Origin of the sequence: Haladaptatus paucihalophilus DX253, assembly GCF_000376445.1 — an archaeon.
Taxonomy (GTDB): domain Archaea; phylum Halobacteriota; class Halobacteria; order Halobacteriales; family Haladaptataceae; genus Haladaptatus; species Haladaptatus paucihalophilus.
Window position 1 is genome coordinate 23,572 of sequence record NZ_AQXI01000005.1, and the last position, 21,049, is coordinate 44,620.

Here is a 21,049-nt window from a genome sequence, read left to right on the forward strand (position 1 = left end):
CTCGGCGGTAGTAGCGACGATCCCACAACCACACCGAGCAGCACAGAGCCGACGCAGACGGCAACCAACACGCCGTCAATGACGACAACCGAGGCAACAGTCACAACCACTTCACCGACCACAACAGCCACGCAGACAGCCAGCACAACCACAGCAGCAACAACGTCACCGAACAGCACGGCAACCCAAGCAACGACAGTACCGACACAGACCACCGCACGAATCGACGCACCGAGCGGCAGCCAGCGCTTCGAAGCACGGGTGACGAAAATCGTCGATCCGACAACCATCAAAATTGAACGCAACGGCAAGACCCAGACGATTGATCTGATCGGTGTACGCGTCCCGAAGAGTGGTCTGTACCACAAACGAGCGCTCCAGACTACCAAAGCACAGCTTGAGTACAGCACCGTCACACTCGTCACAGACCCACAAGTGGGAAGCAGCAGTGACGGCCATCCACAAATGTACGTCTATACGGGGGAGTGGCTGTACAATACGCAGTTGCTCCGATCAGGCTATGCACGAGTGGCAGACGGGGAGTTCAGTAAACGGGCGGAGTTTGAGCGAAAGCAGCAAGAGGCCAAGCACGGCGGCTATGGCCTGTGGAAGAACACGAGCGCGTGAGCCAGGGAATAACAGCATAGAAATGTTTATTTTATAAGATTTATATTGTTGGATTGTGTATTTACGTTATCGCTTTTTGGTCGGGATTTATTTGATTTGGATCATAGCAGGAATATTGCTTATCTGTGCCAAAATAGGGCTCATACCTCTCTATGAGATCGTCGAACAAACCGTCATCGTTGGTGCGATAATTTTGATGGCTATTGGAACAATACAGATCCTCGTCCGTGGTGTCACCCGACTTCGAACACTTATCGAGAATCATCAGTAGCATCGGTTTCATTGTTGATGGAAACGCTATACGGGTGATCTGCGGGATTCTCGTAGCTCTCGTTGGAGACATCGATAACTCCGGACCCACTGCCTCATGTTGCACTAAGCAGAACTAGGAGAGTCTGGCAAGCGTGTCGAATTGTATAATATTTGTAGTTTCAACCAGTGCGTTCCCCGTTCTTCCGAGTGGAATCTGTCAATAACATTAAATTGGCCGTTGTCGTGAGTTTGACGAGCGTTTATTGTGAAAGGCGACTCAAAACAAATTCCACAACCGAAATCCAGGGTTAAGGACGAGATAGATAATTCCGAGCATAATTAATGCTTCGAATATACCTGCCACTAGAATTTTCTTTTCAATTGACTTGAGAAGCGTTAAATCAGGATTCGGTGCTTTCCCCTCAAAATATACGGTCAAGTGCATTCGGTTAGAGACAAACAGACCGAATAACCACAATATCCAACCGAGAACAAACACACGTAGCATCCAGGGGCTATCGGCATGTAATAGACCGAACTGGTCTGCAAGAAGGCTTCCAGAAAGTACAGTCATAAAGCTCACTGCAAGCATGAAGAGGACTATTTTGGGAATCGTTTTCCGAATAAATTGATTTACAGTAGTGGGATCTATAAAGCCAAGATAAAGGATTAGAACCGCTGGAACGATAATTGCCATTCCAAACCAGATTATGCCACTCAAAATATGAATATACAACAGAGTACTGGGGTTCTTATTGAGAGATACTAGTCCTAGGAAAAATATCGGCACTAAGATGACACTTCCAAGAAATGAGATCGAGGGTTCTTTACCGACTTCCACCATCTGATTGGCGAATTTTGGAATAGTAGAATTGTTCATGGATTTTATACGTGAATAATTGAGTAATGTCCATAGAGTACTTAACAGTATCGACTCAGTTTAGCAACTGAAAAAGTTTCATTCTCTGTAGTCAATTGATAACGATACATACTGATTAATTCGAAATACTTCATAACTCCATTCTACCTCTTATTTTCACAGCTTATGAGTTGAATCTGTATTTATCACTAGTCTTTATAGACGACCACATGGATGAAAATGCATTATAATGTTGGAATTCAAAGAATTAGTGTGTCTCTCAATATTGGGAATAATTCCCAAAAGCATAAAGGCCGTGAGTACGCAGTATCGTATCAAAGATGATGGCATCTGAGTATTAGATTGATACAAAACCATCACAAGAATTAAAAATAAAAGGCTGAAACAGAACATACACAACTACAATCGATATACTGATTAGGATTGGACGTAACATGATCGAAATACACTTTCCATAGAATGAAACAAAGAAACAAACTGCTATTCGGGGGTATTGGGATTTTACTTCTCTTTCTCGTTCTTGCAGCAACGACAATGAACGCAACAACAACATTCGTATCACCTACGAGTATCCAAGACGGGAACTACGAAGGAGAATGGGTCAACTTAGAAGGTCGCGTTACTAATCTACACCAGTCAAACGGGCAAGTTGCTTTCGATGTGGTTGACAATAACACATCGGTGAGTGTTTCATATGAAAAGACAATGCCAGAAACAATGCAGAACGGGCGTGTGGTCGTAGCGAAGGGTGTTCTCCAGGATGGCCATCTTGATGCTCGCAAACTTTCAGTCCGCGCTCACGAGGGAAGCAAGCGACCCAATAAATCGATGCAATCGTAGTCGTTCTAAGAGAGATGTATATTGCTCGCAGAAAGACGCCATTGGAAGATAGCAAAAATGACACTGATAGAAGTCGATAATTTGACGAAGCGTTTCGGTCGTCTTACAGCAATTCATGATGTGAGCTTTCAGGTTGGGGACGGGGAACGTATTGGGTTGTTTGGACCAAATGGTGCGGGAAAGACAACTGTTCTCCGCATCCTTGCAACACTTTCTACCCCAACAAGTGGACGGGTTTTCATTGACGGGCGAGAACTTACTAGAGATAGAGCAGCCGTTCGACAACAAATTGGGGTTCTCTCTCACGAGACAATGCTTTATGATGGGCTGACAGCACGTGAGAATCTTCAATTACATGCCCGTATCCACCATATTGATATAGATCGCTGTGACCGTGTATTAGAATTAGTGGGGCTTAGATCAGATGGTGAACGTGACCCGAGCACCTTCTCTCATGGGATGCGAAAACGTCTTTCACTCGCTCGAGCCTTGTTGCACGAGCCAGCCGTGTTACTACTTGATGAACCATATTCCGGCCTTGACCGGCGTTCCATGGTTGATTTCGACCAAATCCTGGACGCAGTTGGTGTAGGAACGGTCATAATGGTGACTCACGATTTCAAACGAGGGTTTGATTTCTGTGACCGTGCACTAATTCTCGATGCAGGTACTGTCTCCCGTGATGTTTCACTACGAAGCCTTACCTCACCGTCAGCGTTCATAAACCAATATCAGACTGCTATCGGACTAGAGGACAACTGACGATGGGTATATATCTACGGGTTGCCATAGAAATATTTCGGAAAGATTTGCAAATAGAAGCCCGTTCGAAGCGTATCTTCAACACAGCCGCTATTTTCTCTTTACTCGTTATTGTCGTCTTTGCGTTCAGCTTCGCCCAAACGTTCGTTGATCTTACCGTTATTGGAAGCGGTGCACTTTGGGTCTCATTCGTCTTTGCCGGCACATTCAGCGTTATCCAAGGTGCCGCCAGTGAAGAGCAGGACGCTGCACTCGACGGACTGTTGCTCGCACCTGTTGATCGATCGGCTATATATGCTGGGAAAGTCGCGAGTTCGACAGTATTTATTGCAACCGTCGAACTTCTCACGTTAGGGTTCGTCGTAGTGTTTCTTGATTACGCCCCTCCCGTTGCGATGTTTCCTGCGTTCGTCGGGGTCATCATCGCTGCGTCCTTCGGTTTCTCCGCCGTTGGTGTCTCACTATCGTTGTTAACCGTGAAATCACAACTTCGGGAGCTACTACTTCCGATGCTATTGATTCCACTCGTTATCCCAGTGCTTCTGGCCGGAATCTCGCTCACACGAAGTCTTACGACCGGCAGCAGCTCCCACTCGTGGATAATTCTGTTGCTCGCGTATGATGGAATCTTGTTTCTCTCCGGCTTTATGACATTCGAATATATCGTTGAGGGCTAGGCAAATGGTAATTAAAGCACCCGATACAGTAGTATCCCACCGATTACGATACTCAAGAAAGAGAGACCTAAGATGGTAACTGGAAAGTCAGAGCCATTACTGCCGCCGTCATCATCAACTGACTGGTTGTTTGCCATCTGACGTGCGTTCTTCGGGACGTTGATATGTATTTCGTTCCCGCTCTGGATCGGGGCTTGATTCGTTAACATAGAAATCGGGGCCGATCCAGGTCGAAGATTTGAAGAGTGTGATATCTGTGAAAGATTATAGCCCTGTAAAACGGCTGCGACGCGATCGGTGTCGTGACTGAGCGACTTTCGAATTTCTCGGCCCTTGAGATTGTAAGCGACGCCGATCTGAGCTGTATCGTTTGCCGCAATAGTCGCATTGACATCAATACCATTATCATGACGTGTGAATGTCGTTTGACGATTGCGGAACATTGCGCCTGTCGGCGTCGCATTTTCCGGAAGCGCGATGTGAACCGGTCCGACGAAAGGTTGGTTACCGGTATTGTTGATCGAAAGCGTCTCGACAACGCTCAGCCCAGACCCGTTTTGTCGTGGTGATACCTGTATTACGTGACTGGCTGGATCTCCCCCGGAAACGGTCAAGTTGGTTTCCTTGCCTGTCGGTTCTCGTTTCACAAAGTGAACGTTTGTCGCATTCGCACCGGTCGTGATCGTCTTTTTGTACGGAACACCTGCAATTCGCATCCAGAGCGTGTAGGTTGTGTTTGATTCTACTGGTCCAAATTCAAACGTGCCGTTTTTAGATGCATTCACCTGCCCGACGGGCGGTCCGGTCGGACTTGCGACGAGCAATTGTGCGTTCGGAACAGCTGATTCGTTCTCAGTCACGACGCGTCCCGAAATGGTTGGTCCCAAGTCAAACGAAAGGCCGTCAGTGTTCTGCGTTAATACATAGTGGGCGAGGTCACCGTGGGAAAGTCGAACGTAGTACAGTGGAGCTTTCGTAACGTTGTCTGCGTTGAACGACCCGTCAGAGACTGTCGTATTTACCGAGTCACCTACGCGTCGGTAATTCTCATCTAACGGTGTTACCGTTATCGTGTCGCCATTCGCGGTTCCATTTGTGACTGTTACGTTTCCTGAGACCGATACTGTCGTGTTGTCCGCTCCGTTCGCAAGCGGTATGGTCGAGACGCAAGCGAGTAGGATGACGAGCAAAACTACTAATCTATTCATGGGTATTGTAATTGAATTATTGTCAATCGGACGTCGTTGGTTCGTTTTTCGATACGGTGGTACGTGATCGATGTGATTCTGCGGTGAGTCCGTGGATCGGATCAAAGAGGAGAACGAGAATCATTCCCACAAGTAAGAACAGAACGCCGATTCGAATTGGTGTCATCAGCGGGATGCGCTTGATTGTGAGCGATGCTGTCCCGTCATTGAGTGCGGCGATAACGTAGGTATCCTGGGTGAGTCCGCGGTTAATGAGCACGTCGCGTACCTGCATCCCACCTTGTTTGATATACCGGCTCTGTCCAACGTTTCCAGCCGCAATTTGGTTGCCATCCCGATAGATTCGGAGGTCCATTGATTGTTTTTCAACGCGAGTCAGGTTGATCGCTGGCGGTGGGTTCGATACTGGACCAACATTCCGTGCATCGGTGACCACGACGGCATCGGCTTGTGGAACGTAATTCCACATCACTGCTCCTCTCGCAACAATTTCACGACCACGTGAAAGGCTAGTTGATGACTGGTTTTCCCCGGTCAATCCAATCCAGACGCCCGAGTTGTCAAGTTGTGCGACAGTCGCTCGTGGCCCACGCTTGATTGCTGTGATGGTCCCATGAACGGCTTTGATTGTGCCGTTTAGCGAACTTCCTTTCGAGAGTACTTGCTGGCTCGATAGGGCAATTCGACGAGGGTCTGGGTTTCTTGGTTTCGTCGTCTCGGAGTAGTTAGCAGCTTGGACAGAGTATGACGATTCAGGTACGTGGTGAATAGCCTCATCATTACGTGCGTCTTGGATAATGACGGACGACTGGGCGGTGAAGAGGTAGGTGAACGCCAATGAAACGACAAGTATCGCAACACCGAGATGGATGAGTGTGATACCAAACTCTTTGAGTTGTCCTCGGCGAGAAATATTGGGAATTCGTTCGAATGCTCGCTTGATGATGGCGATACAGACGTATGTGGCAGGGGGAACGACGGAGAGTACACTTGCATTCCCAACGATGCGATAAAAAGCAGTGTCAGTACTGGATACTGAAGCCAATTGCCATGCTGATGATGGCTTGATGAACGCTGCCCCTATTGTGAGGGCAGTGAAGATCCCAAGTGCGATACGGCTTCGTTCGTGCCCTTCAACGTCGAAATCCATGTAGAATCCAAGCAATAATAGAATGAGGAGTACGATCGGGTAGCTCCACAAATTATAGTATTTAGCGTTGACTTCTACTTCGATACCAGTTGTCAAGTCGCGCAAAAGTGGGAACGTGAGTCCCCAAATGGAAATAAACGCAAGCGTTCCAAGTCCAAGGACAGCGAGGTGAAGTAGGTTTGATCGTGTGATCCACTTACTGTCTTGTGTAACACCTTCTCCATCTTGTCCAAACCAGTAGATGAGTGGAAGGAGTACACCAAGAAATGCTGTAATCGCCATCAAGATGAGCAACGATAGTCCGATTCCCTCGTTTGCAAATGAATGGACACTACGAAAAACGCCGCTTCGAACGATCGACGTAGTGTAAATCGCAAGGGCAAATACCGTTGAAGTCATCGCAGGTGCAAGTACTGTATAGTTGCGTCCGGGACGATAGTTTGTAACTGCGTGTAACGTCGCCGTCAAAAATAGCCACGGGATGAAAATCGCTGTTTCGACGGGGTCCCAGGCCCAAATCCCACCCCATCCTAACACGGTATACGACCAGAGCGCGCCAAGAGCGACTGCAGCAGTTAGAAACAACCACGAGATTCGAAGCCAGCGGAGCACGCTGCCGTACCACTTCTTGAAGAGTCCCTGTTGCCCACGGTGTAGCGAGATGAAATGGGCCGAGCCAATGGCGAATGGGACCGTTAACAGTGCATACGAAACGAACATGACTGGAGGATGAATCGCCATATACGGGTCTACGAGCAGTGGGTTGAGACCACGACCGGTGGCTGGGACAAATCCAGGTACAGCTTGTGGAAATTCTTGAGTGATAGTGTTGAAAGGACTTTGGATGACCAGCATCACACTGAAGAATGACACGATACCCATTGTGATCCCCTGCACAAGCTTTCGGTTTTGGCCACTGACGCCCCGCATACGCGCTGCCCAGAAAGCGACAATCGAGGCGAGCGTAGCCCATAATAACACGGATCCTTCGTTACCTGCATACACACCCGTTATTCGGTACAGTAGGGGGAGATAGTCTGTTGTGTTGTTCCAGACGTAAGCATTCGAATAATCCGTCGTGACGAACTGATACGTGAGATAAATCAGGGCAGTCGTCAAAAGCCCCGCTGTCAACCCAACCAGTGTAGGGATGTACTTTGAGTATTTCTCTGCATCCTTAACATAATCTCGTCCCAGTAAGATTATAGTAGCCAAACTCACACTCAATGCAAGGTAGAGGAGAATATGACCCGGAGTCACTGGTTAGCCCTCCGTTGTGCTCGTTCGAGATAGTCAATGAACGCTTTTTTCTTCGCGTAACCATTTATTTTCGCGAGCTGCTGTCCCTGTTGTGTGATTGCGACGTGCTGTGGAGGATATGTAGCTCCGTACTGTTGCTTCAATCTTGACGCTTCGGGACTATTATTGTCGAGATTCACTGCAACAAGGACGAAATCATCAAGGTGAGCTCGTACTGCTGGATCTGAATAGACGTTTTGATTATAATCTTCACAGTATGTACACCATGTCGTCCAAAAGTAGACTAGTATCGGTTTGTCTTGATTTACTGCAACAGCACGTGCGCTAGAGAAGTTTGTATGCCACTTCGTTTCCCCATGATATGAATACGACTGATCACTCAGAACGGGGGCTGCATTCATTGATTGATAGCCGATGCCTAAGAGAGCGGCTAAAAATACTATTGTGAGTATTTTCCGTGGGGACATTCAGCTACTCATTGTTAGGAGTGATCCCGGTTAAATATTGTGTGTTCTTGTAGATACCATCCTCAATCTCATGTGGTGGACCATAGTCAGTTTCTCTAATGAGCCATGTCTTATTGGATTCTATTTTGCGATCTCCTTGTGCAAATCCCATTGTATTTATTCACCATTACAAACGTTTAATACCCCGGGAGAGATACATGGAGAACACAATACTACAGTTATGGATGCAACGAACATGACGGGGGGACGATTCCCCCTACAAACAACAATCTGCTGGAAGAGGTGCTTATGAATCGCCGGATCGCAACAGCAACGGTTGCGTTCACGCTTATTTTGGCAGGTTGTACTGCCCCGATGTTGTTCCGAGAAGACACTAGCCAAAAAGGTGAGCTCAAACTACCCGGTCAATGGAGTGGTTTCGACTGGATGGAAAAAGATCTACGAGAGGGACAAGCTGGTGACCATATGCGGTATCGGAATGAGACCGCCGGAAAAAATGTTGCATTTGTTCCAAAAAAGATGAATAATTCAACATTACCCGAAAATGAACACCGCCGTGAACTTGTCAAATATGGACGGCAACTGTTTGCCAATACATCTGGTATGATTCCGAATAAGACGGGATCAAGTCGGATGTCGTGTGCCAACTGTCACGGTGGCGGATCACTTCCCAGCGCAAATGGTATGGTCGGCCAGGAAATCACTATGATTCCACTTGTTGGAACAGCCGCTGGATATCCGGAATGGACAGGACGGACAAGCAGAATGCGGGACATGCGTCAGCGTATTCAGGGATGTTTCCTCCGAAGCATGAACACGGATCCGAAGAACATCCCTGCGTATGATAGCCGTGAAATACAGGCGATGGAGTCATATCTTGTCTGGTTGGCAAAGGGTACACCAGTTCAAAAAGTTCCATACTGGCGGCACATTCGCAAACCAGAAGGTAGTGAAGAGATACCTGTTCCGAATATCAACCCTGTGCGTGGCGCAAAATTGTATCTTGAAAACTGTGCTTCGTGTCATGGGAAAGATGGGCAAGGTTCAAAAGGACAATACCCACCGCTCTGGGGTCCAGATTCGTATAACGACGGTGCCGGTATGGGTCGAGTCTACACTGCGGCCGGTTTCATTCGTGAAGCGATGCCGTACGGTTCACCCCACCAAGTAAGCGACTGGCGCGATGTCCAGGATATTGCTGGATTCGTCAACGGGCATGATCGGCCGCATCTTGACCGACAGAACAAAGACTGGTCGGCAGATGGACCACCGGACGAAGCGGTCTATTATAAGCGTGTCCAAGACCGGTTCGGTTATAATATGAATCCAATGCGCAAGAAGCTCCTCATGGCAGGAATTCCTGTCGGCACAGAGCCGCTTAACAAAGGCGATATCCCAGACAACGTTAGACGATATCGAAACCCACTGAATGAAACGTCAATAAATGGCACCGCGAATACGAGTAGTCGTGTCGCGATCGGTGCCACATTTAGTGGTTCAAATCAACGACGAGCATCCTAACGCAAACATATCTCAATACAGACTCTATTGAGAATTTGAGGGGAAGAGATGGTTGAAGCACCAAGTACAGTTGCGGTCTTTGTAGCTGGAGTACTCACTATCCTAACACCATGTTGTCTCCCAATGTTGCCACCAATGGTTGCTGGAAGTGTTGGTCACCGATTCCGTCCTCTGGCAATAGTGGTAGGTAGCATAGGTTCGTTTACAGCTCTTGGTGTTGCAACTGGAATTGTCGGTCAGATCTCACCGGATTCCCTTCGAGCGCCTCTGATGATTATTATGATTGCGTTCGGCGCTACTATGGCTGATGACGAGATCCACGAGTTATATTCGAAGTATACCTCGAAAATCGCTGGTCGCGCAACCGAGACAACGACAATCATTGATGAAGAGTCCCATCCTATTGCTAGTGCTCTTGTGCTTGGTCTTCTCCTAGGAGTTGTATGGCTTCCATGCGTCGGCCCAATTCTTGGTGGTGTCTTGGCATATGTCGGGACGACGGGCGATGTCACTCGAAGCAGTTCGCTCTTATTTGTGTATGGTCTCGGCTTTTCTCTCCCCCTGCTCGCAGTTTCTTATGGGGGTAAGCAAGGCGGACGTGCCCTAGTCAATATACTGTTGCAGGGACAACGACCAGAAAATCTTCGTAAAGCGTCGGGATATGTTCTCATCATAACTGGGATCGCGATGTTATTTGATATTGATAAGCTCATAATGTCGTTGATCATATGACTCTCATTTAGGGAACGAAATTGATTAGTTAACGGAGGAGAAAATGGGTATAGAATAGGGATATGCGTGCAATATCATCTGGGTTAAGTCGCTTAGTCCGGCTTCTTGACCGGGTCATGTGGAGCGGAGTTGTAAGATGGGGAACGCTCCTCACTGGGATGGTCTCAATTATTCTCGTTTTTGGGCATGCCTCAAGTACAATGTATGGTATCGACCATGGTGCAAATCTAATTGCATATTGGCACATTGCACTAGCGTGGACTAGTTCTCTTGCACTTGCTACGACGTTTCTTGGGAGTCTTCTTTATCTGCGGTACAATGGGCGTTTTTGGAATCGTCTGGCACACAGTGCAGGAGAAATCGGATTTCTATTTGCAACATTAACACTGATTACGGGTAGCATCTGGGGGAAAGTTGTTTGGAACTCTTGGTGGGAGTGGAGCGATGTCCGACTCGTCACGTTTCTCATTGTCTGGCTCGTTTATGCTGGGTACCTCGTTGTTTACTCCTCCACCGAGAATAGTGATGACGAGAAGTATGCATCCGTTTATGGGGTCATCGGGTTTGTAACCGTCCCCATTTCCTATACCGCAACGCGCCTTTGGACGCCGACGTTTCACGAGGCAACCCTTGGAAACGAAAACGTCAGTGCAAATATTGATCCTCTCACGCTTGTCGTGTCGATCATCGCTGTCACATTTTTGTATGCATACTTGATGGGGGTTCGAATCAAACTGCACGAACTAGAAGACAAGGTTCTTTGGGAAACAATACAAAACCAGAGATAATCATGGAGCCACTACTCATCGCCGGTTACAGTGCCATATTCCTTACAATATTTGGATACGTGTTTCGACTCCAGCGTCGGCTTCTCTCGCTCGAAAGTCAACTTACTGATCAACACTAAGCTATATACAGCAAAAATCATTTTCCAATTTTCGCATATGATTAGATGTGTTAGATAACAGGCTGCATTTTATGCAGTTTAGTGTGCTTGGCAAGATACTAATAAGTGACATCTCTACTCGTCTATCTTTTCGTTCAACCCCATCTAGCTGTGATTTACACTTAAATGCACTGCAGTGTTTGCTGCGTTTGAAACTGATTGCAAGGCTCATCTCATAACGGGATCAACCCATTCAACGCAATGAGTCTAGAGACGATCACTCGTATCGGAACTGAACGAAGAACATTTCTTAAAACCGCAGGAGCTGCAGGACTAACTGCCGCCGGTTTCAGCAGTACTGGAAGCGCAGATCAACCCGATGACTCTTGTTTTGAGACACCCAAACAAGACGCGGATATGTACGTAACAGTTCTTGGATCCGGTGCATCGGCACTGAAGAATGGACGTTCATCGGTCGGCTATATCGTACACATTGATGGCGAGCCGAGACTATTGGTAGATGCTGGCGGTGGTACCGCATCAGCTATTAGTGAAACAAATATTGATATCACAAAATTAGACCTCACACTGTTCACACACCTTCACGTCGATCACTCAGTTGCGTTCCCTGCGATTCTCAAAGCATCCTATCAGCAAGGACGAGATAGTCGGCCATGGGAGATCTATGGCCCATCTGGTAAAGGTATCCGTCCTGGGACAAAGGAATGGATCTCCAAAATGTTTGATGGAAATGATGGTGCTTATAGCTATCTTCAGGAATTCGTGGGACAGTACCTTGGAACGGATGTACGTCTCGAGGCACACGACATCAACGCACCAACTGACAACTCTGGTAAGATTCAGAAGGTGTACTCGAAAGACGGTCTGACCGTTGATGCGGCTCCGACGAAGCATGGTGCAATGCCATCACTTGCATACCGTGTCTCATACCAGGGTACCTCGTTTACCTTCACGGGAGATTACAGTTCCAAGCTTGGAAATGTCCCGAAACTGGCGAAGGGAACTGAAGTGATGATTCAGAATCGGTTACTCAAACCTGAATCGAAAATGGATGGTAGTGAACCAAAACGCGTGCTTCACTCAACATCAAGCGAAATTGGGATGAATGCACAAAAAGCAGGGGCAGGCATACTTGTTCTCTCACATATTAGTCGGGATACAGTCACCGATCTGAGTGAAGAACTAAGCATCATCACCGACAAATATGATGGTCCAATTGCTATTGCGAACGATCTCGTCGATGTATATCCTGACGGGCGTATTCTTAAAACGAAGATGAATGATGAAAGTGGAACTTCTGGGGCTAGCGGTGATGGTCTCATGTTTATTCCACAGTAAAGCAAGTCAAGCAGGGACAACCATATAGAATGGAGAGAAAAAGCTACTCCTCATAGTCTTCACCGTATCTATTTTTTGTCAGCAATCGCTTGTTTGAGTTGATTCTCTGTATCGCCAGCATCGACAGTCGGCGCTGTTTTGCTCTTCCCAACCACAACTCTCGGAACGGCTCCGAGTTCTAGCTCATGAACTTTTTGCATCGTTGCCTTGATTTCTTGCTGGTAAGTTCGATTCTTGATATCCTGACGAATTTTGCTACTATTCGAAACACCAGCTGCTTTGGCGATTTGAATTAGCCGATCAGTTGTTGCCCATGATTCAGTTGTGCTTTGTTGGTTAGCGAACATAAGGGCGAAAAATGACCAGTATACTCCTGGTGAATGGTTCCAGACGGACAGTCCGGCATGAGCAGCAGTGAGTTCATCAGGTCCATGGAATGGTTCACCCTCATCATATGCGACTTCTCGGAAGGCAAGGCGAACATCTCCGGGACGGACGAATTTTTCAATTATCGTTTGAAGATACTCTTCTACGAATTCCTGCGTATACGGGCACTTCCAACTTCCATAAACAGTTGCTGTTACTGGTGCATCGTTTGACCCCATCTGCGCATACGTGTATTGCGCAGGTTGATTTGGAGTCGAGACTTGGTTGACAATACCAGCTGGTCTCTGAACTTCTTGTTTTTCTCTTGTTGTTGTAGTGTCTGATATCTCTAAATCGGGTGTTTGTTGTGTTTCCGTTGATTGTTCATTGGTTGTCGTGGATGTCGTAGTTGTCGTGTTACTTTGTCCGAAGAGACTTGTGCATCCACTTGATGATGCGACCGCGGTCGACCCTATTACTTGGAAGAATTTGCGCCGTGATTTGTTCATGGTTGGAATATTACTTCGACCATTTGTCGGTGTGGAATGTCCTGTATTTAACTCTTGACAGCAATCTAAATAAATCCGGATGAGTAGTTGCACAGCGAGAAATTAGTCGAGGTTTTTTAAAGAGAAAGCTGCAACTCTAACACCACTGTTTTACCATCATAGATATAGAAAGAACTTCTCTAGAACTATCTCAGCCGCCCAGTATTAATGGTGGTCGATATTATGCGTTATCGACCTTTTTAAAAGCCTTTTTAAACAATGAGTATGGCTGTGCGCCAACGAGTTTACCTGCCTTCGTTGACTTGCGATCAACGATAATGAACGCGGGCGTTCCCCGAATCCCATTGGTTTCAGATGCCTTTATATCGTCATCAATACTTGCTCGCACAGCATCTTTATTCCTTTTCATACAAGATGCAACCGCAGTAGCATCAACACCTTGAACGGTATCGGTTATCTCTAATAGGTTCGACCGCTGGGCCCACCTCGAGTTTTCTTTTCCCTGTTTATCAAACATAGTCGAATGCCATCGCTTGAATGCATCCGGATTCTCATTGCGTACTGTTCGCCACACACATTTTGCCATCTGAGCTGCTGTTTCTGATGCTTGACCTATGTAGGGTTTCTCAAGGACTACGATTCTGACGTCGCTTGACTTCACATAGTTATTAAGTATTTTATCGAAAGTGTTTTGCTCGAATTTTTGGCAAAAGGGGCACTGATAGTCACTCCAATAGTACAAATCGAGCGGTGCATCTGCTGCCCCGATAACTGGATTGCCTTGTAAATCGATACCGAATTTTGTTGTCTTCTCTGTCGCATACAGCAGGGAAGTTGAGTTACGATTTGAACTGTGGTTACTGGTGGTACCCCCAGTATCTGAATCATTGCTAGACGACGGCAGGATGCTCGTACAGCCAGCTATCGCAGATAGGGACCCAGCCACGGTTCCAAGAAATAGACGTCGGGACTTTAATCCATTGACATCACGCATTGTGATCCTTCTCTGCGCGTCCTGTTTCGCAGTGCCGTTCGCTTGTTTTCTGGATCAGACGCCAATTTCTATGAGTTCGTCTGTGTGTAGAGCAGTGCATGCTGAATTCGTTCATATATTAAGTCGGCATTCACGCGGGTCGCCTGCACGGGCAAGGAATGTTAGGAGGAGAATGATCCCACCAACCCGGAGCAAATCACCATGAAATGGCATTGCGGCCATGGCACCAGCAAATCCAAGGAATCCAAGCAATCCAGCACCGCAACTGGCGCACCCTGATGCAACGAGCCCCGGCAGTACTCCTATCAGATCAGACAGGCTGGATATACCAGTCACACTTATTTGCGCTACAACATTGACGATGGCAACACCAGTTAGCACTGCGTACGAGATAATAAGGGCGAGACCGAACCATCCATTGGTCGCCAACACGTTTTCAGTCAGTAGAATCATCGTGTCATCGAACCATTGCAGCCCTGCACCCAGCATTTGTATCGACATTTCCGGAAAGGTTGAGAGTATCAGCAATACATACGTCACAATCGCAATAAGGATGGCACTGATGACTCGCGAAATCGAGGTTATTGGGTATGCAAGTGCGCTTTGTAGATCTGCACCCCATCGGTGAACTCGGGTTTGTTCGCTCATTTCATTACCTCTTTAATTGTTGCTTCAAAACGAGGATATGGTTGTGCACCTTGAATGGACGAGGGCATCCCGTTCGACGTAGAATTGTCAAAAATAAACGTCGGAGTTACATTGACACCCTTATCCTTCCCAGCTTGTTTGTCGGCAGCAACGCTTGCTGATAAAGACTGTTTATTTTTTGGTAAGCATGACTCGACTGCGTTAGCATCAACGCCTTTCACCCCTTCTGTAATCTTAAGCAGATTTTGCTTTATTGCCCAACCTGAGTTTGGTTTCTTCTGCGCGTCGAATATTGAAGCATGCCAGCGTTTGAATGCATCCGGATTCTCTTCCTGTACCTGTCGCCAGACACATTTCGCCATACGAGCTGCTGTCTTTGAGGCGTCTCCAATGGTTACATATTCGAGAATGACGAGACGCACCTTCCCTGGTTTAATATACTCTTCAAGGAGTTTTGGGAAGGTATCTTGTTCGAATCGATTGCAAAATGGGCATTGATAGTCACTCCAGTAATAGAGATCGACGGGCGCATTAGGTGATCCCATTAGAGGGTTATCCTTCAGGTTGATCCCGAAATCGGTTGTTTCTGTGCTCGCATACACCAACGATTGCGGTTTAGAGGCGGTAGTGCTAGTTGTATCCTCTTGTGTACTGGTTTCGGTTGTCGTTTCAGAGTACGTATTGGATGTAGCCCTCGTACTATCCGTGGTAGTGTTCTGCTTTGTTGTAGTTTTATTGTCAGTTTCGGTATTGGTACTCGTACAGCCTGCTAGTCCTGTGATCAATATCCCAGCAGTTCCAAGGAATGCTCTGCGGCTATTTTTATCGATACTGTCGGACATGATCGTTATCTCAAGCAAGACTCGGAGAGGTCATAACCTCCCTGCTCGTTTTCTGGGTTGGAAACCACTGGACATCCTTTAAATAACGCCCATCCCTAATCCGTGTGTGAGTGAGGATCTGGATCCAGCCGAGTTGTTCAGCTTGCTGGATGATGATTACGCCCGTTCGATTCTCACTAAAACAAGCAAACAACCGATGTCAGCCCAGACCCTTAGTACTGAATGTGATGCGTCGCTTCCGACCATCTACCGCCGGCTAAACAATCTCGAAGACGCGGAGTTGGTCGAAAAACGAACTCAGTTGGAGGCAGACGGTAATCATCGGGCAGTTTACAAGGCGAACGTCGAACACGTTGAAATCAGTATTGCCGACGGTGACCTTTCCATACGCATTACCGAGCAGGATACTGCTGACCGATTTACGCAGGTATGGGGAGACATGAGGGGGGATCGATAATGCGTATTGAACTGTTCGTGGGGAAATTGCTTGTAATGGCACTTGGACTTCTCATTGCATATCAGGGATTTCGTGGCTACCGTCGTAACCAGAGTGAGCCAATGCTATTCGTTGCAATCGGTTTTATTTTCCTTACTATTGGTGGAACGATGGGATGCTCGCTCATCCAATCACTAAATATCTCACCTGCGATCTTTGGAGCTGCTCAAACCGTGCTAGTTGCTGTAGGAATGGGGTGTGTCCTATACTCGTTGTATGGATGATGTTTGGTAGACACTGTTTAGATACTCTCCTAAGCTATCGTTTGTCCGTCGAGCAACTGATGCGCTATCAATCGATTGTGGTAATGAGTTGATAGCGCAAGACACCCATTCGGCTTTCTCTCTGACCTTGGCCAGAATAAGGGCTCGATTGGTTATCTCTTAAGTATTGACATAGTATCCTGCGGAGGGTTTCGTAGTTCGATATATATTGAACCGAGTATTGTCCATCTGTATTTAAATGTTGTCGCCTTTGGCGCTGGCCAAATGAATTCCTAACTATGTCTATTGAGATAAATAACGTGTATGAGCGAAAACACCAGTGACTACGCGAATGACGCTCTTGTCACAGCAGAATGGTTAGATGACAACCTTGCCAAGTTCAGTCGTGAGGATCCTGAATATCGTCTGATTGAAGCAGATATTGACTATGATGAGTCATATGGCAATGAACACATTCCAAACGCAATTGGCTTTCGCTGGGGAACCCATCTTCAGGATTCAACTCAGCGTGATATTCTCAAACAAGATCAGTTTGCTGAGATCATGGGAAATGCGGGAATTACAGAAGACTCGACAGTCGTGTTATACGGCGATGAGTCGAACCAGTGGGCTGCGTACACTTATTGGCAATTCAAATATTATGGACACAGTGAAGTCTATCTGCTCGACGGCGGTCGAGCTTTCTGGGAAGCCAATGATTACCCACTGACGACCGAAGAACCAGAACTTCAAGCACGGGACTACACTGCCAGTGGGCCATTCGATAATATTCGCATTTACCGTGAGGGTGTTGATGATGCGCTTGAAATCGGGGTTCCTCTTGTCGATGTGCGTAGTGCTGAGGAATATCGCGGTGAAAAAATTGCTCCAGAAGGAAGTCCTGAGACGGCACAACGTGCTGGGCATATCCCTGGTGCAAACAACATCAATTGGAGTGAAAATCTTCGAGATGACGGACGGTTCAAAAGTAAAGAGGAGTTAGAAAAGATGTACGAGGACTACAACATTACCGGAGATAGCGGTATTATCACCTATTGTCGTATCGGTGAACGCTCGTCGATCACTTGGTTCTCGCTTCACGAACTACTAGGGTATGAGGATGTCCGAAACTACGATGGGTCATGGACCGAGTGGGGTAACCTCATTCGTTCGCCTGTTGAAGTTGAAACCGACAATTCTGCGACCCGAGCGAATGAAGGATAGATCTACTCTATTGGACTACACAAGTCGGTTTCGAGCAGCATTAAGCTCTTGACAGTTACGATACCCAAGGACGTCAGCCGCGACGACGCAGGGCGGACATTCGAGATCGAGGTGTCCACGGATGAGATGATCCTCGCGGCCGCGCGCTGCGAGGGTGTCTGGCTACCGGCCGACTGTCAGCAGGGGTGGTGTACGACCTGCGCAGGTCGTGTCGTCGACGGGGAAGTCGCCCATCCACACGCCGCCGCTACCACGACGAAGACCGTGAGGCTGGCTTCGCACTACTCTGCACGGCGAGACCCCGGTCGGACGTCACCGTCTCGTTCGATGGCTGATCGAATGATAGACATTACAGATCGTCACGACGTGTCCTGTCCGTCTGAACTACTCAATGCTATCCACTGTTGAATGAGCTGATTCACGTTATAGAAGACGATACCGACTGACGCGAGCGTTGTGATGAAGTAGACGATGAGACCTGGTGGTCCTCCGATTGACGTCCCTATGATGCCTCCAACGAGTCCGACAAGTGTGAGTTCGACCCACGTTACGACAATCCGTGATGCAAGCTGTGGTTTCGTTTTGGAGTGAGATTGGGAATTCATTCGTGGTTCATCAAGTTCGACGGTTTTGCTGGTGAGCCCCAAGGATGATTTGACTTGCCTGTGGGGTTCTTCTGTAGATCATCTGTACGTTTCCTCGCTTTCGATTGGACCGCTGAACGCGGAATAGAGCACGACAAAATACCCGAATACTAGGGGGAGTAGCACACTCGCCATGATCGTCATGAGGTTGAGCGGCAGCGTCGAGATGATGGCGTCGCGAATCGTTAGCTCAGCCGCTCGATCGACGACCGGGAACATGAGTCCTGCAAGCAGTGTGACGAGTGCAAAGACGAGCCCGGCCGCGATTACGAAGGTCAGATGATATCGCTGCGTACGGAACGCGAGGATGTACCCCGCGACGAGACCTCCGGTCAGGAGGACGAGACCGACGATGGCAGGTGATTGGAACGAGGGGCGTAGGCTTGGGGTAGTACTATACACGAGTCCTAGCGTGAGGCCAGTTAGTACGAGATAGCCAATGGCTGCCCGTACGCCATACGTTCGTGCGTCATCTCGGAGCGCCCCCCGCGTTTTCAATCCGAGGAACGCCGCGCCATCGACGACGGTTAGTGCTACAACTGCAAGGCCAGCGAGCACGCCCTGTAGACTGATGAGTGCGGATGCACCAAGGAGCCAGTTCATCACGAACATTCCGAGCAGGAACGGCGTCGTCGTACTGCCGATGATGAACGCGTATCCCCAAAACCGTCGCCACTGGGTGTCTTCACGTTCTTCGTACATCTCCGGTGCAAGCCCCCGAAATCCGAGTGCGGCGAGGATCGCGAACATCAGCAGATAGTACCGGCTAAAGAGGTTTGCATATACTGCGGGGAAGGCGGCGAACAGGGTCCCCCCAAAGACGACGAGCCAGACCTCATTACCGTCCCAGAAGGGACCGACAGCTGCGAGTAGTTGCTCTTGTTCGTGCTCGTCGTCACGGGTAGCGAAGAGAATGCCGACACCGAAGTCGAAGCCATCGAGAAAGAGGAACATCGCGAAAATGAAAAACAAGAGCGCGAACCAGAGTTCTGGGAGTGGAAGTCCAAACAGCGGCTCGCTTGCGAGCGATCCAATCTCAGTCACTCGTGGTCACCTCTGATTCCGTCGCTGTCGAATCCGCGCTGCTCTGCAGGTCCTCATCTGCTGGTGGCCCTGCCCGAATGAGGCGACTGACGACGTAGGTGTACAGCCCCAGTAGCAGTGCGTAGCCGGTGACGAATCCGAGCAGTGTGAACGTTGCTTCTGCACCCGTTAATCCAGGTGAGACGCCGGCTTCGGTCTTCATAACGCCCTGAATGACCCATGGTTGGCGGCCGACTTCGGTGACAATCCAGCCGACCTCGACGGCGACGAAGCCAAGCAGTGACGACCCCATCAACGCCTTATGGAGGAGGTCGTCCTCGAAGAGTTCCCCGCGCCACCAGCGATACGCACCCCAGAATGCTAACAAGATGAACCAGAAGCCGAGCGCGACCATAATGCGGAACGCCCAGAAGACGATTGCGACTGGTGGTGCCTGTGTGTCGAAGGACTCGAGCCCGCGTATCGTTGCCTGTGGATCACCACCGCTTGCAAGCCACGATGCGCCACCTGGTATCCCGATGCCGAAGAGGTCCTTGGTCCGGGGATCCAATAGGTCGTTGACGTCTGTCGGGAACGCAACGATGTACTCTGGGACATACGATTCAGTCTCCCAGACTGCCTCCATCGCGGCGAACTTCTGTGGCTGGGTTTCGTAGACGTGACGGGCGTATGCGTCACCGTGGAGTACCTGGAGTGGGGCTGTGATGAGTAACGCGACGAGCGCAATCTTGAGCGTTTTTTCCCAGAACCCGATGTGTTCGATCGGATAGCCCCAGACGTGGTGGCGGAACACGTAGTAGGCGGCGACGCCAGCCATGAAGAGCGCGACTGACTCGACGGCTGAATTCTGCATGTGGACGAACATATACGGGAATCGTGGGTTGAGATACGCTGCTAATGGATCGGTGAGTTTCACGACACGGTGGCCGTTCTCGACGACGACCTCGAATCCACGGGGTGTTTGCATCCAAGAGTTCGCGATGAGGATCCAGACAGCCGACAGCCACGTCCCAAGGCCGACAGCGATACTCGAGAGGAAGTAGAGTCGGTCGGACACTCGTTCGCGGCCAAAGACGAAGATGCCGAGGAATGTCGCCTCGAGCATGAATGCCATCATCCCTTCAAGAGCGAGTGGGCCGCCGAATAGTTCGCCAGCGGTCGTTGAGAAGGCGGCAAAGTTCGTCCCGAACTCGAACTCCAAGACGAGACCGGTGACGGTTCCGACGACGAAACTCACTGCGAAGATACGGGTCCAGAACCGACGAAGTTGCTCGTAGATTGGTTGTTCTGATCGAACTTCTTTCCACGTGAAGTAGATGAGGAAGGGTGCAAGTCCCATGCTCATCACGGGGAAGATGATGTGGACGATAGTGGTAATCGCAAACTGGAGTCGACTTGCGATGACGGGATCAACCACTAAAATCACCACCTCGTGTATCCCGCTGGAGACGGCATATT

23 protein-coding genes are annotated in these 21,049 nt (G+C 48.6%); 13 read left to right on the forward strand and 10 right to left on the reverse strand.

Translation table 11 applies throughout. The features are described 5' to 3' along the window. Positions 1-78: 78 nt before the first annotated feature. Entirely contained in the window at positions 79-627 is a 549-nt protein-coding gene (locus B208_RS0122020) for a thermonuclease family protein (protein WP_232423933.1), read from the forward strand. Positions 628-1,156: 529 nt separating this feature from the next. On the opposite strand, the gene B208_RS0122030 is transcribed toward B208_RS0122020, so the two are convergent. Continuing rightward, entirely contained in the window at positions 1,157-1,759 is a 603-nt protein-coding gene (locus B208_RS0122030) for a hypothetical protein (protein WP_018129171.1), read from the reverse strand. A gap of 534 nt (positions 1,760-2,293) precedes the next feature. Here B208_RS0122030 and B208_RS23565 point away from each other — a divergent pair. Genes B208_RS23565 through B208_RS0122040 form a run of 3 tightly spaced genes read left to right on the forward strand, consistent with a single transcriptional unit; the run spans position 2,294 to position 4,038 of the window. Further along, on the forward strand, positions 2,294-2,599 hold the full coding sequence (locus B208_RS23565) for a cytochrome c maturation protein CcmE domain-containing protein (protein ID WP_455550049.1): 306 nt from the start codon (positions 2,294-2,296) through the stop codon (positions 2,597-2,599). Between the two features lie 57 nt (positions 2,600-2,656). Further along, positions 2,657-3,361, forward strand: coding sequence for an ABC transporter ATP-binding protein (locus B208_RS23570; protein WP_007979237.1), 705 nt, complete (start codon positions 2,657-2,659; stop codon positions 3,359-3,361). A gap of 2 nt (positions 3,362-3,363) precedes the next feature. After that, complete coding sequence (locus tag B208_RS0122040) at positions 3,364-4,038, forward strand: heme exporter protein CcmB (RefSeq protein WP_007979236.1); 675 nt, start codon at positions 3,364-3,366, stop codon at positions 4,036-4,038. A gap of 11 nt (positions 4,039-4,049) precedes the next feature. Here B208_RS0122040 and B208_RS23575 read toward each other — a convergent pair whose 3' ends face one another. The 3 genes from B208_RS23575 to B208_RS23580 form a co-directional block, all read right to left on the reverse strand. Continuing rightward, a complete protein-coding gene (locus B208_RS23575; protein WP_232423934.1) occupies positions 4,050-4,898 on the reverse strand; it encodes a hypothetical protein in 849 nt (282 codons plus the stop codon). A 370-nt stretch (positions 4,899-5,268) separates the two neighbouring features. Continuing rightward, entirely contained in the window at positions 5,269-7,656 is a 2,388-nt protein-coding gene (gene ccsA, locus B208_RS0122050; RefSeq protein WP_007979232.1) for a cytochrome c biogenesis protein CcsA, read from the reverse strand. Continuing rightward, on the reverse strand, positions 7,653-8,123 hold the full coding sequence (locus tag B208_RS23580; protein WP_007979231.1) for a thioredoxin family protein: 471 nt from the start codon (positions 8,121-8,123) through the stop codon (positions 7,653-7,655). Before B208_RS23580 ends, ccsA begins: the two co-directional genes overlap by 4 nt. Before the next feature lie 288 nt (positions 8,124-8,411). On the opposite strand from B208_RS23580, the gene B208_RS23585 reads away from it, so the two are divergent. The 5 genes from B208_RS23585 (at position 8,412) to B208_RS0122065 (ending at position 12,621) form a co-directional block, all read left to right on the forward strand. Then, positions 8,412-9,644 (forward strand): c-type cytochrome, encoded by a 1,233-nt coding sequence (locus B208_RS23585; protein WP_073096786.1) that lies wholly within the window; start codon positions 8,412-8,414, stop codon positions 9,642-9,644. A 48-nt stretch (positions 9,645-9,692) separates the two neighbouring features. Beyond that, positions 9,693-10,376, forward strand: a complete 684-nt coding sequence (locus B208_RS0122055) for a cytochrome c biogenesis CcdA family protein (protein ID WP_026178025.1) — start codon at positions 9,693-9,695, stop codon at positions 10,374-10,376. 116 nt (positions 10,377-10,492) lie between these two features. Beyond that, positions 10,493-11,164 (forward strand): cytochrome c biogenesis protein, encoded by a 672-nt coding sequence (locus tag B208_RS0122060; RefSeq protein ID WP_049805670.1) that lies wholly within the window; start codon positions 10,493-10,495, stop codon positions 11,162-11,164. 2 nt (positions 11,165-11,166) lie between these two features. Further along, entirely contained in the window at positions 11,167-11,283 is a 117-nt protein-coding gene (locus tag B208_RS25115; RefSeq protein ID WP_073096783.1) for a CcmD family protein, read from the forward strand. A gap of 240 nt (positions 11,284-11,523) precedes the next feature. Continuing rightward, positions 11,524-12,621 carry an MBL fold metallo-hydrolase gene (locus B208_RS0122065; RefSeq protein WP_139025495.1) on the forward strand — a complete coding sequence of 366 codons (1,098 nt, stop codon included), beginning with the start codon at positions 11,524-11,526 and terminating at the stop codon, positions 12,619-12,621. Between the two features lie 68 nt (positions 12,622-12,689). On the opposite strand, the gene B208_RS23595 is transcribed toward B208_RS0122065, so the two are convergent. The 4 genes from B208_RS23595 to B208_RS23605 all read right to left on the reverse strand — a co-directional run bounded on the left by B208_RS23595 (position 12,690) and on the right by B208_RS23605 (position 15,980). Beyond that, positions 12,690-13,589, reverse strand: a complete 900-nt coding sequence (locus tag B208_RS23595; protein ID WP_139025494.1) for a DsbA family protein — start codon at positions 13,587-13,589, stop codon at positions 12,690-12,692. A 127-nt stretch (positions 13,590-13,716) separates the two neighbouring features. Continuing rightward, on the reverse strand, positions 13,717-14,490 hold the full coding sequence (locus B208_RS23600) for a DsbA family protein (protein ID WP_232423935.1): 774 nt from the start codon (positions 14,488-14,490) through the stop codon (positions 13,717-13,719). A gap of 111 nt (positions 14,491-14,601) precedes the next feature. After that, positions 14,602-15,138 (reverse strand): hypothetical protein, encoded by a 537-nt coding sequence (locus B208_RS0122075; protein ID WP_026178027.1) that lies wholly within the window; start codon positions 15,136-15,138, stop codon positions 14,602-14,604. After that, the gene (locus tag B208_RS23605) at positions 15,135-15,980 is read right to left on the reverse strand and encodes a DsbA family protein (RefSeq protein WP_073096777.1); all 846 of its coding nucleotides are present in this window, start codon (positions 15,978-15,980) and stop codon (positions 15,135-15,137) included. The genes B208_RS0122075 and B208_RS23605 overlap by 4 nt, the downstream gene beginning before the upstream one ends. Positions 15,981-16,086: 106 nt before the next feature. On the opposite strand from B208_RS23605, the gene B208_RS0122080 reads away from it, so the two are divergent. From B208_RS0122080 to B208_RS25120, 4 genes are all read left to right on the forward strand, one after another. Beyond that, a complete protein-coding gene (locus tag B208_RS0122080) occupies positions 16,087-16,437 on the forward strand; it encodes an ArsR/SmtB family transcription factor (RefSeq protein ID WP_007979220.1) in 351 nt (116 codons plus the stop codon). Positions 16,438-16,472: 35 nt separating this feature from the next. Next, positions 16,473-16,700 (forward strand): DUF7521 family protein, encoded by a 228-nt coding sequence (locus tag B208_RS25220; RefSeq protein ID WP_455550050.1) that lies wholly within the window; start codon positions 16,473-16,475, stop codon positions 16,698-16,700. Between the two features lie 303 nt (positions 16,701-17,003). Beyond that, positions 17,004-17,903, forward strand: coding sequence for a sulfurtransferase (locus B208_RS23615; RefSeq protein ID WP_007979218.1), 900 nt, complete (start codon positions 17,004-17,006; stop codon positions 17,901-17,903). Positions 17,904-18,029: 126 nt separating this feature from the next. Continuing rightward, positions 18,030-18,311: a 2Fe-2S iron-sulfur cluster-binding protein gene (locus tag B208_RS25120; RefSeq protein WP_368085857.1), complete on the forward strand. Its 282-nt coding sequence runs from the start codon at positions 18,030-18,032 to the stop codon at positions 18,309-18,311. A 275-nt stretch (positions 18,312-18,586) separates the two neighbouring features. On the opposite strand, the gene cydB is transcribed toward B208_RS25120, so the two are convergent. Together cydB and B208_RS0122095 are read right to left on the reverse strand one after the other, a co-directional pair. Next, complete coding sequence (cydB, locus tag B208_RS0122090) at positions 18,587-19,591, reverse strand: cytochrome d ubiquinol oxidase subunit II (RefSeq protein ID WP_007979216.1); 1,005 nt, start codon at positions 19,589-19,591, stop codon at positions 18,587-18,589. Beyond that, a complete protein-coding gene (locus B208_RS0122095) occupies positions 19,584-21,008 on the reverse strand; it encodes a cytochrome ubiquinol oxidase subunit I (protein WP_026178029.1) in 1,425 nt (474 codons plus the stop codon). Before B208_RS0122095 ends, cydB begins: the two co-directional genes overlap by 8 nt. Positions 21,009-21,049 lie beyond the last annotated feature (41 nt).

What these genes read in the sequence shown, in the direction of transcription:
- B208_RS0122020 (WP_232423933.1), top strand. Translation starts at nt 79, where the DNA reads ATGACGACAACCGAGGCAACAGTCACAACCACTTCACCGACCACAACA.
- B208_RS0122030 (WP_018129171.1), bottom strand. Translation starts at nt 1,759, where the DNA reads ATGAACAATTCTACTATTCCAAAATTCGCCAATCAGATGGTGGAAGTC.
- B208_RS23565 (WP_455550049.1), top strand. Translation starts at nt 2,294, where the DNA reads ATGAACGCAACAACAACATTCGTATCACCTACGAGTATCCAAGACGGG.
- B208_RS23570 (WP_007979237.1), top strand. Translation starts at nt 2,657, where the DNA reads ATGACACTGATAGAAGTCGATAATTTGACGAAGCGTTTCGGTCGTCTT.
- B208_RS0122040 (WP_007979236.1), top strand. Translation starts at nt 3,364, where the DNA reads ATGGGTATATATCTACGGGTTGCCATAGAAATATTTCGGAAAGATTTG.
- B208_RS23580 (WP_007979231.1), bottom strand. Translation starts at nt 8,123, where the DNA reads ATGTCCCCACGGAAAATACTCACAATAGTATTTTTAGCCGCTCTCTTA.
- B208_RS23585 (WP_073096786.1), top strand. Translation starts at nt 8,412, where the DNA reads ATGAATCGCCGGATCGCAACAGCAACGGTTGCGTTCACGCTTATTTTG.
- B208_RS0122055 (WP_026178025.1), top strand. Translation starts at nt 9,693, where the DNA reads ATGGTTGAAGCACCAAGTACAGTTGCGGTCTTTGTAGCTGGAGTACTC.
- B208_RS0122060 (WP_049805670.1), top strand. Translation starts at nt 10,493, where the DNA reads ATGTGGAGCGGAGTTGTAAGATGGGGAACGCTCCTCACTGGGATGGTC.
- B208_RS25115 (WP_073096783.1), top strand. Translation starts at nt 11,167, where the DNA reads ATGGAGCCACTACTCATCGCCGGTTACAGTGCCATATTCCTTACAATA.
- B208_RS0122065 (WP_139025495.1), top strand. Translation starts at nt 11,524, where the DNA reads ATGAGTCTAGAGACGATCACTCGTATCGGAACTGAACGAAGAACATTT.
- B208_RS23600 (WP_232423935.1), bottom strand. Translation starts at nt 14,490, where the DNA reads ATGCGTGATGTCAATGGATTAAAGTCCCGACGTCTATTTCTTGGAACC.
- B208_RS0122075 (WP_026178027.1), bottom strand. Translation starts at nt 15,138, where the DNA reads ATGAGCGAACAAACCCGAGTTCACCGATGGGGTGCAGATCTACAAAGC.
- B208_RS23605 (WP_073096777.1), bottom strand. Translation starts at nt 15,980, where the DNA reads ATGTCCGACAGTATCGATAAAAATAGCCGCAGAGCATTCCTTGGAACT.
- B208_RS25220 (WP_455550050.1), top strand. Translation starts at nt 16,473, where the DNA reads ATGGCACTTGGACTTCTCATTGCATATCAGGGATTTCGTGGCTACCGT.
- B208_RS23615 (WP_007979218.1), top strand. Translation starts at nt 17,004, where the DNA reads ATGAGCGAAAACACCAGTGACTACGCGAATGACGCTCTTGTCACAGCA.
- B208_RS25120 (WP_368085857.1), top strand. Translation starts at nt 18,030, where the DNA reads ATGATCCTCGCGGCCGCGCGCTGCGAGGGTGTCTGGCTACCGGCCGAC.